We start from the raw sequence: 15,600 nt of genomic DNA, 5'->3' as shown, positions 1-15,600 counted from the left end.
CAGTTCATAATATGCGACTGAATTATGACGCAATCGCATGAGGCAATAGAGCCGTTTGAAGCACCCGAAGCACTCCTGATTACCGGAGAAGCTTTGCGTGACATGACGCCGGAGCATCTGGATGCCCTGTCGCACATGCTCGGCGGCCTCGGATTACGCATGACTGCCATTGCCAACCCGGAAGGTCTCAGCACCCCAGAATCAAAGTCCGATCCTGATCCAGTGCTAGCCAGCAAGACCGACTTCTTGCAGTTCGCCGAAGAAACTGGCCGTACATCACGCCTTGCCACGATGGCATGGAATATGGCCGAAGCGACGGAATGGCGTGGTGATCGCTTAAGGAATGCGCACGAACCGGGTAACGAGCATCGAATCACACCCCTTATCTTCTCAAGCGATGAAGACGGTAACCGCTACGTGGACCTACACACAATAGGTCGTCGTCTATTTGACAGCGGGCGAAGTTGGGATGCGTGGTCAATGCCTGCCCAGGCAAAGATCAGCTTCCTCGATGCGATCTGTGAAGCTAAGCTTGTAAGCGACCCAGCCGCAGAAGAAGAGTAAAAGCCCTGTCCACGTGCAGGGCTTTGTCATTTTCCGCTTATGACGCAACTTCGTCATTCAGCTCTGGCAACTGCTGCTCCGGCTCCTTAGCCGCCGCACGCACGGCTTCAGATTGGCGCTTGAGTTCTGCCGCTTCCTTCCGGTCACCTATGACCGACAAGATAACGGCTACATCTTCGGCCGATCGAAACGCAGCAATCGCCGAGATGAGCGTATCCAGTCGCCAGCCTTCTTTGTAGAAGAGCTCGACGAGGTCGATCAGGCCGTATATATCCATGCTGGCAACAGCCTCACGCAGGATTGCGTCCACCTGCTCATGCAGGCTACGTCTCCGCATGATCTCAACAAGCGGTATGAGCTCATGAGACGAGTACAAGCGACCCACGAGTGCGGCAAGTTTAGCTATGTCGCTACGGTTCTCGTCTCGTACCAACGTTTCGAAGAGGCTGGTGAGGTCATTCCTCGAAAACGTCAGAGCCGCCTGACCCAACTCACCCGCTGTGTCAACACCCCGCTGGTCTCGTGCTGCTGCCTTCCGATCGATCCATCCGACCAAAAACCGCGCAAAGCTGAGAAACGCCGGATTCTGGTAGTCAGTTCGGAATTTAGTGCGCTCGACGTTCAGGCGATCACGGGCTTGCCTCAGGAGCTCACCAGGAGCTACGCGGTCACTGTCCTTGTAGAAGAACAAGCTGTATATGAGCCCTGCGTCATCCTCATACTCCGGTTCTGAGCCGAAGGCCGCCAGGACGTCTAGGAGGAGGCGTTTCACGCTACCCCTCTCGTCCCACAGCCTGTCCAACCGCTCGGCGTGCGCTTGAGCGAGCGGTATGAGCTCAGCCAGTTCGGCTGCTGCTTGGTTGTGAGTACTGATGGACAACGCACTCAAGCCCCGCTGGCGCAGTGCCGCCAACTCCCTCGCGATGCGCTGTGCCCGCTGCTCCGCTTCCCCCGGCTTCTCTGACATGTCCTGAGTGTTCCAGGGGCTAGCCAACACCAACCATCCAGGGTTCATCGAACTGTGCGCGTTTTCGCGCGCTCACGGGTCTGTCTTCGAGCTTGCCCTCTCCGAGAGTTGCCTCATCGCCGCAAGGCGTGCCTGACCAGGCGCTAGCCCGGTCTTGTCAACTCATCAGAGAGGAGGTCTCGCCGATGACAGGCGAGATCACACGGCGGAACGCGCTGCCGCCGATGTCCCGGCGCACACGGCAGAACCTCGTGGCTGCACGAGAGGCCACGCTTGCCGAGCACGCTGCCACACGAGCCATCTCGTCCGTGGCCGAGCACGGCATGAGCGAGGTGCTGTATCTCAAGCAGACGCAAGCGCAGCTTGAGCAGCAGTGCCCCGACGCTGCTGAAGCCCTGGCGATGATCGCCAACACGGCAGCATTCGCCATCGCGCACCAAGTGCGCCGCTTCAGCCAGGACATGAGCGGGTGACCGCCGCGGTCTTGGTGCTGCTCAGCATGGTGGTCGGCTTCTTCAGTCGCGAAGCCATCCGAGCAGTAGTAGCGGTCCACCGCGCACGGCAAGCCGCTGTCTTCGGCTTCCAGCGTCACCAGGTGGTCAGCGACATAGCCGCCCATCGACGCCGAGCCGAGGAACAGATGCGCCGCCTGGTGTTTCGGAGGCGTGGTTGACCGGCCTCGAAGCGATCGCCGTCGTGGCCGGCGCGTACTACAGCGGCCGAGCACGTCAATGGTGGCTCAGTCGTAGCGACCGCAAGACGGCCGGAGCCATCAACCACCTCGCAGCAAAACTCACCAAATCAACGGGAGACAAGTAGTCATGACCACCCAACAAACGGTCGTCTCAGTGCCGTTGGAACTGCTGAAGTCCAAGACCATCACGGTCCTGGTCGACTCGTTCCAAGCCGCGTTCACGGCCACATACGACGAGGAGCGCAGTCGCAAGGAGCAGGCCCGGTGCCGGCTGCTGGCCGAGCTCACGGTCTGCGACCCGTTCACCAACTCCACGGAGTACGAGGAGTATCGGCCCGGATGAACCGCGGGCCGTCATGGGAGAGACGAGCGCTGCACGCGCTCGTGCTTCTCCTCGCAATCGCCTACGGCATTCGATGGGCGTACGAACTGATTCGCCCCGTCGTGCCGTTCCTGATCGGCGGAGCTGTCGTCGTTTCGCTGGTTTCCGTCGTCCTCATGGTGCGCCAAAGGCGGCGCTGGTAGTCGCGACGGGCAGCAGTTGTGTAAATAACACAACAACTTTTTCAGTGCCCGGCTCGCGCACAAACTGGGCGTTCCAACAGCATGCGCACCTGTGTGTTCGCTTGAAGTTTCGGTCGATTCTTCAAGCGAGCGAACGATTTTCAAGCTGATTGGAATGTTCTACATGTATAAGTACTTCTGGCGAGATGCTGGAAGGCAACGAAAGGAGGGTAACAAAACACGTGATAGACGCTTCACTTACGCGGGTAGCACCCACCCGCTTCAAAACCATCCTGGCCGATCCCCCATGGGATCACCAGCAGCAAGGCGTCAAGGGTGCCGAACGGCACTACCGGCTCATGAGCCTGGAACGCATCAAGGACATGCCGGTGTCAGATCTCGCCGAAGACGACGCCCACCTCTGGCTCTGGGTGACAAACGCCAGCTTGCGCGACGGGTACGACGTCGCCGAAGCCTGGGGCTTCACCCCACGGTCGCTCCTTACCTGGGTCAAGTTCCGCCTCGGCCTGGGGGCTTATCTCCGCAACAGCACGGAACACCTGCTGTTCTGTACACGGGGCAAAGCTCCGGTGCGGTTCAAGTCGCAGCCAACGTGGATCAACGCGCCGGTACAGGAACACTCTCGCAAGCCCGATGAGCAGTACGCCATCATCGAGCGAATATCCGACGGCCCGTACCTGGAACTGTTTGCCCGCAGACGACCGCCAAGCACTCACGACTGGTTCGTGTGGGGCAACCAGACTGACGCCGATATCAGCATCCCCGGCTACTGGGTGCCCAGCGACGAGCACCACCAACGAAACAGATAAGAGAGGAGGTGGTCTATGGCTTCACGAAAAGCACGCAGCAAGCGGCCCGAACGCCGCTTCATCGTAGAGGGCGTTCGGCGAGAATCGCCGGACATCCGCAAACTCAGCAAGGCCCTGTTGGCGGTGGTGCTTGCCGAGCGGCAGCACCAGGCAGAGGACGAGGCATCCGAAGCAAGGGACAGCGTATGACCACGCCGTTGTCTCACGACTTGCAGTTCGTCCAGCTGCATCTGGTGCGCCCACTCGACGTGGATGCGGTGCTCGCCCTAGTGGGCCGGCTGGCCGCCGATCGTCAGGTTGCACGGCTGGTATGGGAAGTCCGAGCCGAGGGCGGTCATACCCGCCACCTGGTTGGAGGTCGCCCCGTCGACATAGCGCGGCTGAAGCGGTTGCTGGGACACCTCGTACCGGGTTCTCACCTGGACGGCACGCCCGAACACCAACCGGTTCGTCCGCCCGTCGCGTCAGCGGGACGCTTGCGGATACGCCCCTCGTACCTGCCGCTGAGCATGGACGCCCCCGAGAACGTAGCCCGAGCCGTGCTCTCGGCCCTGGCGGTGCCACTGGTCGAGGACGAGGCGCTCGTCGTACAACTCGTGCTCGGACCCCGCATTTTGCCGAGCGTCCTACCTACAGACCTACCCGACCCGAGCTTGCCCCTCATGCGGCAAGCCTTGATCGGCACCAGGCCAGCAAGCACAGAACTGCGGGCGCGGCTGCGGAAACGCGCCGAGCAGCCCGGCTTCATGGCCACGATCCGTGTCGGTGCAGCAGCCGGTACTGAGCAACGACGTAATGCGCTACTCATGGGCCTGCTGTCCGGCCTGACGGTGGCCCAGGGACCGGGCACACGCATTCGGCTGGTACGAGACTCGGCGGCCCGACTGAACCACGGACAGCGCCCTTGGCTATGGCTACTTCGTCTGTCAGTGCCCGAGCTGGTGGGGCTGCTTGCCTGGCCGCTCGGCGACGGCGACTTTCCTGGCTTGCCGCCGCTCCATCCGAGACCGATTCGGGCTGCCGCGCACGTCCACCAGAGCGAACGGGTCTTCGCCCACAGCGCAAGCCCCGGCGACGACCGCCAGTTGGGCATCTCGCCACAAGACCAGACGTTCCACGGTGTGGCCTATGGCCCCTCGGGGTCGGGTAAGACGAACGTCCTACTGCACCTGATCACCGCGGACGTCGTTGCTGGCCGGCCCGTGGTTGTGATCGACCCCAAACGACAGCTCATTGATGACATCTTGGCGCGCGTGCCGCCTCACCGGGTGGACGACATTGTCGAGCTGAACGCCGCCGACGAACACCCCGTCGGCTTCAACCCGCTCGACGTCGGCCGCCGTGACCCAGACGTCGTTGTCGACGGCATCCTCGCCGTCTTCGCCAGCGTGTTCGCGGACGGCTACGGCCCACGTACAGCGGACATCTTCAGCTCCGGCTTGCGCACACTGGCCCGCGGCAGTCTTCCGAACGCCCCCGCCACCTTGACGGACTTACCCCGGCTGTTCACCGACTCGGCCTTCCGCCGAGCGTACGTCGGGCGCGTGCAAGGCGACTTGGCGCTGGCACAGTTCTGGGCGGCGTGGGAGGAACAAGGGCCAGCCGCCCAAGCGGCCGTCCTGGCGGCCCCTATGAACAAACTCAGACAATTCCTACTCCGGCCGGCAGTGGTGCGGATGCTGGATCAGCGGGAGGGTCGGTTTCGGCTCCGGGACGCCTTTCGGGATAACAAGGTCGTACTCGTGCCCCTGAACGAGGGCCTGATTGGCCCCGGTGTGGCAAGTCTGCTCGGCAGTCTGGTTATTGCCGAGGTCTGGCAGGCCGTCCAGGAACGGGCAGGTGAGCCGGGCGCTCACCTGCGACCGGGGGTCGTCTATGTCGATGAAGCACCCCGGTTCGTGCATCTGCCAACCTCGCTCGCCGATGCATTGGCGATCTCGCGCAGTCTGTCGGTCGGCTGGTTCCTGGCTGCTCAGTTCCGCAGTCAGTTGCCGCCAGAGCTGCGTACAGCGGTGGACATCAACGCCAGAAGCAAAGTCGTGTTCGCGACCGAGGCGGATGACGCCCGCGAGCTGGCGTCCAAGCTGGCCCCAGAGTTGGAGCCGCAGGACTTCATGTCTCTCCCCCGGTTCCACGCCTACGCCAACCTCGTCGCGAACGGCGCACCGTCTGGCTGGGGGTTGGTGCGCACGCTGCCACCGCCTCCGGTCGTCACTGACGCCGCAGCCGTCCGCTCGGCAGCACGCGCTAATTATGCGCCCCTAAAAATTGCTCCCGTGTCCACGGCAACACATGCCAACGAACCGGCGAACACACACAACACCACGACGCAGCAATTCGGCCGCAAGCGTCGAACGCAGGGGGAGGCTCCATGAACGAGCAGTGCTTTCTTCGCCCCTCTCTTCGCTGCTCTCTCCACGACGGAGATCATCGGCACATTCGCGCAGGACAACCCCGGTCACTGTCACAGCGCGGGAGGGGACTGACCGGCATCTCGTGCCTGTCCTCGCGCTCCCGGCCGCCCCGCCGCACCGACAAGAGGAACCCCTTACGAACCCATCACCTACCGCGTAGCGAGGAAGCGGTCTGCAACGAAAGAAAGTTGCACGAAAGCAACGTAAAGAAAGGAGATATCTATGAAGTACAACGATATTGCTAGTTTGATCGAATCGCTCTCCGAGCGCGATCTATCCATTCTTGAATCACTGCGCACACACCGCGCACTGACCACCGTACTTATCCGACGGCTGCATTTCCCGATCGGCAGCGAGCCGCAAGAAGCGGGTAGCGGAAAAAGCCACGCCACAGAGATGGCCGCTGCGGTTGCCACTATCCGGGTACTGGGCCGACTGGAATCCCACCGCCTGATAACCCGACTGCATCGCAGGATCGGAGGCGTGCGGGCCGGAAGTCAAGGCATCACTTGGCAGCTCGGCGCGAGCGGCGAACGCCTACTTCGTGCTCGTCATGGCGACCCCGCCCGCCGTCGTTACAGTGAACCATCTCCGAGCTTCATCGCCCACACGCTCGCTGCCGCTGACCTGGCCATCCGCCTGTACGAGCTAGCCCGCCAAGGCGCGATCGAGTTGCTACGGCTCGAAGCCGAACCAGAGTGCTGGCGGACGTTCTTGTCGGCGCACGGCGCGCGGCAGTGGCTCAAGCCCGACCTGTTCGCGATCACGGCAGCTGGAGACTACGAGAACCACCTGTTCATCGAGGCCGACAACGCCACCGAACACACTCCGGTCATTGTGCGGAAGGCGCTCCAGTACCAGCACTACGCGAACACCGGCATCCATCAGCAGGAACACGGATTGTTCCCGGCAGTGGCCTGGGTCGTACCTGACGGCAAGCGGAAAACCGTGATCCGTGCAGCACTAGCAAAGGAACCGCGCTTGCGTGACCTCGTGAGCACTGGGCTATTTCATGTCGTGACGACCGATGAATTTCCAGCGTTCATCACTGGCGACCCGGGAAGTACGGCCCACCCTAACGGGCCACCCAGCCAAAGTAGCCCTCGGTAATTAGCTATAACGGAGTTACCATAGGACTGCTAAAACACCAATAGCGCCAGGAAGGAGAACAAATGCCATCTCAGACATTGAGCAAGCATCGCAAGGAAGGTGCTGTGAAACGAGCAGTTTTGTACTTGCGTGTTTCGTCCAAACGCCAGATGGACACGGACGCCGACTTCGACCCCGAAGGTAACTCGATCAACACGCAGCGAAAGCATGCGGAACAAAAAGCCAGAGAGTTGGGAGTTGACGTAGTCGATGAGTACGTCGAGCCCGGAAACTCCGCACAAACGATCGCCAAGCGCCCAGTATTTCGCCAGATGATTAAGCGCATCGTAGAACAGCGTGACGTAGATTGCGTCATCATCTACATGCGATCGCGCGTCTTCCGGAACTACATCGACGCCGCCATAACCAAACGACAGCTTGAGCAGTTCGGCGTCAAATTGGTGTCCACCAAAGAGAACTTCGGCGACGGAGATATGGCCGAAGCCATGGAGGCGGTCACCGACGTTTTCAACTGGCTTGCGGTCCGCCAAAGCGGCGAGGACGTCAAGACCAAGATGGCCAACAAGGCCCGCAACGGCGGCACAATCACCCGCGCCCCTGTCGGCTACCTCAACACCATCGAGTACATCGATGACCGCAAGGTTCGCACCGTCATCGTCGACCCGGTGCGTGGCCCGTTCGTCCGCCTAGCCTTCGAGCTGTATGCCACGGGTGAGTACACCGTGGACGAAGTGGCACAAGAACTGTACGACCGTGGGCTGCGTATGCCCCGTAACGCGCGGTACCCAGAGGAGCGGGGGATCTCCACCAACCGGCTGTACGTCGTCCTGCGCGACGACTACTACTGCGGCTGGATCACCCACGAGGACAAGAAGTACAAGGGTCGTCATACGCCACTGGTCACCCAAGACCTCTTCGACGAAGTCCAGATGGTCGCAGATTCCCGAAACAGCGCTCGCGAGAAGCGACGAGTCCATCACCACGAGCTGAAGGGCTCATTGTTCTGCGGCTCCTGCCGTCGTCACCGTGGTGACCGCCGTCGCATGATCATCCAGAACGCCACCAACCGGCACGGCAACGTCTATCGGTACTTCTTTTGTAACGGCCGCTTCGATCACATCTGCGAGATGCCGTACGTGCCGATCGAACAGGCCGAGGAAGCCGTCGAGGACCACTACGCCACGGTGCGCTTCACATCTAAGTTCGTCTCGACCATGCACTCAGAACTGACCACCATGGTCGATGAGCAGAAGGCAACGACCAAGCTCCTCCAAGCCCAGCTCACGAAACAGCTTCGTGCGCTCGACACCAAGGAGAGCAACCTCATCGACCTAGCTGCCGACGGCAGCCTGCCCCAGGGCAAGATCAAGGCCAAGCTGCGGGAAATCACCAAGCAGCGGGATCGCCTGACAACCCGGCTGCGAGACGTCGATGAAGACCTCAGCACAGCGGCAGAGATCATCGAGACTTGCTTGCAACTTCTGGAAGATCCACAGGCGTTGTACCAGCGCTGCAACGACCAGCAGCGCCGCCGGCTGAACCAGGCTCTCTTCGAGGCGCTGTACATCGACGAGGACTCGAACGGCAACGTCCGGGTGAGCCACAAGCTCAAGGAGCCGTTCAACACCCTGCACACAGTGCAGAGCCAGAAGGCCCCCACGGGGCCGCCAGAGGCCCCGGCCAGCCTCCGGGCCGTCCTACCGGCCCCCAAACAGCAAAGCGCCCGCCCCCAGCCGGGGACAGGCGCTGCCCTGCAACTAACAGGGGCCGCCCTGGTGGGCGGCCCCTGGAAGGTACCGGGTTCCAATGAACTTCTTATGGTGGGCGATACTGGGTTCGAACCAGTGACCTCTTCGGTGTGAACGAAGCGCTCTCCCACTGAGCTAATCGCCCGGGAACGCACTGAACAATACAGGCCTTCGCGGGTTTCCTTCAAACCGCTTCCAAGTAGGCGGCCAGGCCCCGCCGTCCGGCCCGCATCATCAGCCGGTGGTTGGCGCGGAACAGCGGTCGTCCGGGTACGGCGAGGCGCCTGAGCAGCGGCTTGTGCACGTCGACGACCTGGTCGTAGCGGGCCAGCGTGACGGCGGTGTCGGTGGAGTCGGCGCCGAGCGTCCAGCGCGCCCAGCCCTCCAGGTCCCCGGACATGGCGATCTCCAGCACCCCGGCCACCGGATCGCGCCGCGCCTCGCGTGCGGTGAAGGTCAGGTCGTACGGGAGGAGGGAGCGGATCCGGATGGTGCCGGTGGTGTCGTCGACCTTGGTCACCTCGCGCACCTGGGGCCACCAGCGCGGGTAGTCCTCGGCCTGTTCGAGAACTTCGTACACCCTGGCCGGGGGCGCGGGCAGCGGCCACAGGCTGCGAAAACGGTAGTGGGACCAGTCCATGGAGAGAGTCTGCCCGCGGGCGGGGCATTGCACGGGGATGCGGGTACGTCGGGATTGAGTACGTTCTGAGTACGCGCACTCATGCCGGGTGACGTGACGCGCACCACACTCCAAGGCATGACGCACCTTCCGCCACCGGCCGAGGAACTACGGATTCTCGACTCGGAGCTCTGGCAACTCGACGCCCGCCGGGCCCAGTTGCTCATGCGCCGGGCCTGGCTGGTCACCGCCCTCCAGCAGCCCGTACCCCGAGGGCCTCTCGCGCCGCCCCGCCCCGAGGCCTCCGCACCGCGCGTCCAGAACGTGCTGCTCGTCCTCGGTGGCGTGCTCCTCACCATCGCGGCGATCGCGTTCACGCTGGTCAGCTGGGGGCACATGGGCATCGCCGGACGGTCCCTGGTGCTCGGCGCGGTCACGCTGGCCGCACTCGGGACGCCGGTGGCGCTGCTGAAGCGGGGCTTGCGGTCGACGGCCGAGTCGGTGGCGGGGCTGGGCCTCGCGCTGACGGTGCTGGACGCGTACGCGCTGCACGAGGTGGTGTTCACCGGCACCGACGGCACGGCGTACTCGGCACTCGCGGCGACGGCACTGGCGGCGCTGTGGACGGGGTACGGGCTGTTGTCGGCCACCGCCGCACTGCGCCTGTCCGTGCCCTCCGGGCTGCTCGCGGCCCAACTCCCGCTCCTCCTCTGGGCGATCGCGGCGAACGCGGGTCCGTACGGCATCACGGCCGCACTCCTGGTGACGGCCGGTCTCGACACGATCGTGGCGCTGTGGAACACCGCCAAGTCCGTCCGTCTGATCGCCGCGATCAGCGCGTGCGCCATGGGCGGCTTCGGCGCATGGGCGGCCGGCTGGCTCTCCTGGGACGCAGCCGGCCCGAGCGCCGCCGCCCGTGCGGCGGCGCTCCTCGTCCTCGCGGCGGTGATCGCGCTCGGCGCCGCATGGCGCCTGCGGCAGCCGGTCACCGCCGCGAGCGGCGCCGTCGCGGCGGGTCTGCTGCTGGTCACCGCGGCCGGCGGCATCCTGCGCGTGTCCCTGCCGGCCGACTGGACGGTGCCGGCTCATCTCCTGTGCGGCGTCGCCCTGTTGGCGGCCTGGCGGACCCCGCTCCCCGACTCCGTACGACGCGGACTGGCCCTGGCCTCCGCCGGCGTCCAGGCCCTGTCCCTGCTCTGGGCCGCCCCGCTGGTCGCGGTCTCCCTCGTCGGCCCTGTCTCCTGGGCGGCCCGCGCCTGGGCGGGTGCCCCGTCCGACGCGCGCGCCGCGGTGACGCTCGACAACCCGTGGCCGCCGCATGCGGTGGCGGTGCCGGTGGTTCTCGCGGTCGTCGCCGTCGTACTGCTGTCGGCCGTACGCGACACGACGTGGCGCCGACGGGCCGTCATCGGCGCCCTGGCCCTGGCGTGGGCGACGGTTCTCGTACTCCCAGCGGTGCTCGAACTGCCGTATGCCGCCGGGCTGTCGGTCCTGGGCGGCACGACGGCAGGGATGCTCGCGACGGCCGTGTGGATACGCGGGTGGGCGACGGAGGACCCGCACGCGGAGCGGACTGACATCCCCTCGGCGGAGAGCACCGCGCAGGCGACCGACCTCCCGCCCGCCCGGACCACCCCCTACCCGTCCGCGCAGGCGACCGCCCTGATCCTCACCGTCCTCGCGCTCCTCACCTCCCTCACCCTCTCCTTCACCGCCCTCGCATCGCAGACGGCGACCTTGACCGTCCTGTCCGCCCTCACAGCCCTGTTCGCGGGAGCCTCCTGGCTGAAGCAACTCAGGCCCCTCACCCCGGTCATGGCACCGACCGCACTCGTCTACGCCACCGCATTGGCCGTCGCGACGGGCGCCGCCGCCGGCTGGCAGCCGCAGCACACCGCGCTGTTGGTGCTGGCGGTCCCCGTGGCCGCCGCGCTGCTCGCCGCGCGTCTGGGCAACTCGCCCACGACCGTGGCGATCGAGGTCACGGGAGCGGTGGCCGGGCTGCTCGCGGTGGGGCTCGCCGTCGTCGACCCGCCGATGCTGGCCCTGGTGCTCGGCCTGGGCGCGGTGATCACCGCGGGCGTGGCGATCCGCCCCGACCGCCGCGCCGTCGGCTACGCGTCCGTCGCCCTGTTCGTGCTGGCCGCCTGGGTGCGGCTGGCGGCCTGGCGCATCGGGGTCCCGGAGGCGTACACGCTCCCGGTCACCGTCCCGGCGCTGCTCGTCGGCCACCTGCGCCGGGGCCGCGATCCACGGATCCAGTCCTGGACGGCGTACGGCCCCGGCCTCGCCGCCACCCTCCTGCCGAGCCTGGCCGCGGCCTGGACCGACCCGGAATGGACGCGCCCCCTGCTGCTGGGCACGACGGCGCTTCTCCTCACCCTGCTGGGCGCCCGCCACCGGCTCCAAGCACCCCTGGTGCTCGGCGGCTCGGTCCTCACCCTGGTCACGCTGCACGAACTGGCCCCGTACCTGGTCCAGTTGACCGGCGCACTCCCCCGCTGGGCACCTCCCGCCCTAGCCGGACTCCTGCTGCTCGCACTCGGCGCGACATACGAGCAGCGCATCCGGAACGTCCGGCAAGTACGGGAGGTCTTGGGAAGGATGAACTAGGCCTGCTTTCCAGCGCAGTTCCCCGCACTCCGTCAGGGGTGCGGGGAACTGCGCGACCAGCCACGACGCACCCGCAGCCGATTACGACGGCATCTTGTCCCCGAGCAACGCCAAATTCTCGATCGCGGCAAGCCCGTACAGCGCGGTGTCATTCGTGGACACCCAACTCGCCTCACTACCCGCGACCAGAGCAACCGGCCCGCTCAACTCCACGGTCTTCCAAGGCGAGGACTCCATATAACCGTCGGAGCTGTAGAACTTGCTCCACGCCCGCTTGGCCAGCGCAGCGTCCCCGGTCTGGACGGCCGCGTACGCATCGAGCCGCGAATGCCCCTGGAACAGCAGCAGAGTCCCGAAGTTGGAGCCGTACCGCGCAGCTTGCTCCGTCTTGCTGGCGTTGAAGTACCGGCAGTAGTCGAAGTACGCCTCATTGAATTTCGGCATGTCCACCAGGTCGATCAGCTCGGCGCACAGCTCATTGAGACCGAAGACGGCCGAGAGGTGGGACACGGAGACGACAGGCGCGCCCGCGATCGCGAACCTGCCCGTGTCGAGGTCGTACAACCCGCTCCCCTGCACGAACCCGTTGGGCTGCGCGGCAATCGTCTCCATCGTGGACAGGACCCGCGCCTTGGCCTTCTCCCACTTGGGCCCCTTGCGCTCCCACTCGGTCAGCCACGCCGAGACAAGACCGCTCCAGTCCGTGCCGAACCCGATCGACAGAGCGTGCCGGTCGGGTGTGTACGGCTCGGTGCGGATCTTGCGGATCGGGTCGAGGACGAGGAACGTCTCGTCGGAGTCGACGTTGGCGTGCATGAGGTCGCCGACCCGCTCGTCGGCGGTGAGGAAGTAGTAGTAGCGGCGGTACGTGGTGTTGGCGATGCGTTGTTGCTTGGCGCTGTCGGCGTAGTGCTGCACACCGTGCCGGGTGCCGAGGCCCGCCCACTCCCCCAGGTGGTAGACGTCCACCTCGCCGGTGTGCCGGGTCATCGACTCCGCGAAGCGGAAGATGTCGGCGCGGCCCGAGCGGAGGTACGCGAACCAGAGCCAAAGGTCGGGCGAGAGCTCGGAGTTGTCCCAGGCGTACCCGCCGATGTCGTACCGCCACTGGTGTCTGACGGTGTCGTAGCTGTGCATGATGTCGCCGTAGTCCCAGAAGCCGTACCAACGGCGTTGCTCCACCTGGTCCTTGTAGTAGGTGAAGAGGAAGTCGAGATGGTCCTCGATCTTCGCCTTGGCGGGCGTGGAGCGGTCCGGCTCGGAGTAGAGACCGGGGCCGAAGACCTTGGCCTTGATGAGCTGCTTGGGCGGGGCGGCAAGTTGGGGCAACACCCTTACGGCCTCGACCTGTTGGGCCAGTGTCTCGGCCGAGGGGGTCGACTCGTTGGCCCAGAAGAGGAGTTCGGAGGTGCGGGCGATGCCGTACGGGGTGCCGAACTCGGGTTCGTAGTCCTCGTAGGTGATCTCCAGGCCCTGGAGCTGTTCTGCGTAGGTGTCCTGGCCCATGCCGTCGTGGTAGAAGCGCAGGTCCATGGGCTGCGCCTCGGGCGACCAGAGCCAGAGGGTGACCTCGGCCTCGTCGGTCTGGGCGTCGCGGATGTCGAGCTGGGCGGGGTGCTTCTCCCAGAAGTCCCTCAGCCCGAAGGAGAATCCGCCGCTCGCGCCACCGACGTAGCCGAACCCGGACGCCCGCCCGCCACCGCCGGCGCCGATCCAGCCGTGTCCCTTCTTGGTGCGCTTGCGCAGGGTGAAGCCGTCGGCGGAGAGCTGGGAGAGGGTGTAGTCGCCCCACTCGGGGATGTACTGGAGGCGGGTGGTGACCCGCTGGTCCCAGGTGGCCGGGTCGGGCAGCTTCTGCCCCGCGTACTGCGCCGCCTGCACGGCCGCGCCCGGGTCGCGGCGCAGTCCGGTGATCCCCTTGACCGCCTCCCGCAGCAGCCCGGTTCCTTCGCCGCCGATGCGGATGTGCCGGTCGTAGGCCTCGTCGCGCATCGGCACGCCGAAGCGGACGCCGAGCCCGCGGATGAAGTCACCGCTAGCCTTGCCCGGTTCCTGCTTCCCGTCGAACGTGATGGTGTGCACCATGCGGAAGGAGTCGGCACCGGCGTAGAAGTACAGCCGGATGGAGAACGGCAGCCAACTCCGGTCCCCCTTGCGGTGCTTGCCGTCGATGCGGACCACGGCCCGGACCGGGCCGTCCTGTTCGACGGTCACCGCGCCGATGGCGCTCTCGAAGCGCTCGTACTTGACCGTGCCCTGGTCTCCGTCCTCGATCTCGGGCTGCCGCAGCAGGACGAGCCGCCCGTTCCTGGCGATCTCCGTCGAGCCGCGCTTCACCGATTTCACCAGCGTGGAGCCGGACTTGCCGATCTTCACGTCGATGACCCCGGTGGAGACGTCGATGGTGCCGCCGCTCCGGTCGACGGTGACCTTCTTCTCGGGAGCACTCGTCGCGCCGACGGCGAGGGTGAGCTTGCCGGTGCCCGAACTCACCGCGTGGGCCGTCCACTTGAGGGAGCCGTCAGGCCAGTAGGCGATCGGCCACGACTGCACGGGCACGGCCTTGCCGTCCGCATCCGTCAGCGCGAAGGCCTGGTCGGCCGCGTACGCGCCCTTGGGCCACGGGACACCGACGGTGGAGCCGGGGGCGGCGCCGAGGCCGCCGTCCTCCAGCCAGTCCAGGGTCACCGGATCGGCATCGACCGCCTCGGCTCCGGGCGCGGCCTGCGCGTCCCTGGCGCCCAGCGCCCAGCTGAACTGCGCGGCGGCTCCGGCGACGGCGGCCGCCTTGAGGAGGGACCTGCGGGGGATGGGAGACATGAGAGTTCAGCCTTTCCTTTCCGTGCGGGATCCGTGCGGGGACGTTGCTCTGCGCATGTGGTCAGGGGCATGACAGATGGAGATGCGGCGCCCAGGAAGCCGACCCGGTAACAGGGGCACCGCCCGTCAGCGGTGCCGGTGGCGCTCCTCCACGGCGACGGCCGCCGCCACGACAGCCCCCAGGACGGGGACCGCGAGCGGCGCGACGAACAGGGCGGTCAGGGTGACGACGGCCAGCCCGCAGACGACCAGGAAGGACCCGGCGGGATCCAGCACCGTCCGCCTGCCGCCGTCCGCGAGCAGCCCTCGCCAGGCGGCACCGGGCGTCCACACGGCCGCCGCCCGCAGCAGGGCCACGACGAGTCCGATCAGCGCGAAGACACCGACGGCACCGACGAACGGCCCACCGGGAATCCCGGCCCGCGCGGCCAGCACGTCCACCCAGACCGCGCCGACCGCGACCCAGCCGGCGAGCCCGACGACCCACCCGCCGCGCACCGCCGTACGAAAATCACCGACGAACTCCCGCCAGCCGCCCACCTGGTGGGATGTACGCCGCCGAAGATGCCGTGCCCCGGCGGCGATCGCCGCCGGATAGGTGACAACTCCCAGCGAGGCCACGGCGATCCACACCCCGACGAGCAGACATTCGGCGAAGACCGCGAACCGTTCGGCGAGCACCGATTCCTTACGCGCTTTCACTCGCGCCTGGGCCAT

General features: G+C 65.6%; 13 protein-coding genes, 1 tRNA gene and 1 pseudogene. 9 read left to right on the top strand and 6 right to left on the bottom strand.

Annotated features, from left to right (window positions below; translation table 11 throughout):
* The first annotated feature begins 24 nt into the window (after nucleotides 1-24).
* A complete protein-coding gene (locus M2283_RS21935) occupies nucleotides 25-564 on the top strand; it encodes a hypothetical protein (RefSeq protein WP_280878014.1) in 540 nt (179 codons plus the stop codon).
* 37 nt (nucleotides 565-601) lie between these two features.
* Here the strand turns inward: M2283_RS21935 and M2283_RS21930 are convergent, their stop codons facing one another.
* Nucleotides 602-1,531 carry a hypothetical protein gene (locus M2283_RS21930; protein WP_280878013.1) on the bottom strand — a complete coding sequence of 310 codons (930 nt, stop codon included), beginning with the start codon at nucleotides 1,529-1,531 and terminating at the stop codon, nucleotides 602-604.
* A gap of 185 nt (nucleotides 1,532-1,716) precedes the next feature.
* On the opposite strand from M2283_RS21930, the gene M2283_RS21925 reads away from it, so the two are divergent.
* From M2283_RS21925 to M2283_RS51965, 7 genes and pseudogenes are all read left to right on the top strand, one after another.
* Nucleotides 1,717-2,004: a hypothetical protein gene (locus tag M2283_RS21925; protein ID WP_280878012.1), complete on the top strand. Its 288-nt coding sequence runs from the start codon at nucleotides 1,717-1,719 to the stop codon at nucleotides 2,002-2,004.
* Nucleotides 2,005-2,352: 348 nt separating this feature from the next.
* A complete protein-coding gene (locus M2283_RS21920) occupies nucleotides 2,353-2,568 on the top strand; it encodes a hypothetical protein (protein WP_280878011.1) in 216 nt (71 codons plus the stop codon).
* 367 nt (nucleotides 2,569-2,935) lie between these two features.
* Entirely contained in the window at nucleotides 2,936-3,559 is a 624-nt protein-coding gene (locus M2283_RS21915) for an MT-A70 family methyltransferase (protein ID WP_280878010.1), read from the top strand.
* Nucleotides 3,560-3,574: 15 nt separating this feature from the next.
* Entirely contained in the window at nucleotides 3,575-3,748 is a 174-nt protein-coding gene (locus M2283_RS21910) for a hypothetical protein (RefSeq protein WP_280878009.1), read from the top strand.
* Nucleotides 3,745-5,934 carry a type IV secretory system conjugative DNA transfer family protein gene (locus tag M2283_RS21905; RefSeq protein ID WP_280878008.1) on the top strand — a complete coding sequence of 730 codons (2,190 nt, stop codon included), beginning with the start codon at nucleotides 3,745-3,747 and terminating at the stop codon, nucleotides 5,932-5,934. The genes M2283_RS21910 and M2283_RS21905 overlap by 4 nt, the downstream gene beginning before the upstream one ends.
* Nucleotides 5,935-6,195: 261 nt before the next feature.
* Entirely contained in the window at nucleotides 6,196-7,083 is an 888-nt protein-coding gene (locus tag M2283_RS21900; protein WP_280878007.1) for a replication-relaxation family protein, read from the top strand.
* A gap of 62 nt (nucleotides 7,084-7,145) precedes the next feature.
* A pseudogene (locus M2283_RS51965) lies at nucleotides 7,146-8,201 on the top strand (recombinase family protein); the annotation flags it as partial.
* A 213-nt stretch (nucleotides 8,202-8,414) separates the two neighbouring features.
* On the opposite strand, the gene M2283_RS21885 reads toward M2283_RS51965, so the two are convergent.
* The 3 genes from M2283_RS21885 to M2283_RS21875 all read right to left on the bottom strand — a co-directional run bounded on the left by M2283_RS21885 (nucleotide 8,415) and on the right by M2283_RS21875 (nucleotide 9,471).
* The gene (locus M2283_RS21885; protein WP_280878004.1) at nucleotides 8,415-8,717 is read right to left on the bottom strand and encodes a hypothetical protein; all 303 of its coding nucleotides are present in this window, start codon (nucleotides 8,715-8,717) and stop codon (nucleotides 8,415-8,417) included.
* Nucleotides 8,718-8,901: 184 nt separating this feature from the next.
* A tRNA-Val gene (locus M2283_RS21880) sits at nucleotides 8,902-8,976 on the bottom strand.
* A 39-nt stretch (nucleotides 8,977-9,015) separates the two neighbouring features.
* Nucleotides 9,016-9,471 (bottom strand): SRPBCC family protein, encoded by a 456-nt coding sequence (locus tag M2283_RS21875; RefSeq protein WP_280878003.1) that lies wholly within the window; start codon nucleotides 9,469-9,471, stop codon nucleotides 9,016-9,018.
* A gap of 117 nt (nucleotides 9,472-9,588) precedes the next feature.
* Here M2283_RS21875 and M2283_RS21870 point away from each other — a divergent pair, with 117 nt between their 5' ends.
* The gene (locus M2283_RS21870; RefSeq protein ID WP_280878002.1) at nucleotides 9,589-12,063 is read left to right on the top strand and encodes an SCO7613 C-terminal domain-containing membrane protein; all 2,475 of its coding nucleotides are present in this window, start codon (nucleotides 9,589-9,591) and stop codon (nucleotides 12,061-12,063) included.
* A gap of 81 nt (nucleotides 12,064-12,144) precedes the next feature.
* Here M2283_RS21870 and M2283_RS21865 read toward each other — a convergent pair whose 3' ends face one another.
* Both M2283_RS21865 and M2283_RS21860 read right to left on the bottom strand, forming a co-directional pair.
* The gene (locus M2283_RS21865; RefSeq protein ID WP_280878001.1) at nucleotides 12,145-14,883 is read right to left on the bottom strand and encodes a Tat pathway signal sequence domain protein; all 2,739 of its coding nucleotides are present in this window, start codon (nucleotides 14,881-14,883) and stop codon (nucleotides 12,145-12,147) included.
* A gap of 126 nt (nucleotides 14,884-15,009) precedes the next feature.
* Nucleotides 15,010-15,600 carry a hypothetical protein gene (locus M2283_RS21860; protein ID WP_280878000.1) on the bottom strand — a complete coding sequence of 197 codons (591 nt, stop codon included), beginning with the start codon at nucleotides 15,598-15,600 and terminating at the stop codon, nucleotides 15,010-15,012.

This window comes from Streptomyces pseudovenezuelae (assembly GCF_029892565.1).
Lineage (GTDB): Bacteria > Actinomycetota > Actinomycetes > Streptomycetales > Streptomycetaceae > Streptomyces > Streptomyces pseudovenezuelae_A.
The sequence above is the reverse complement of the archived record's forward strand: the minus strand, read 5'-3'. Positions and strand labels throughout refer to the sequence as shown.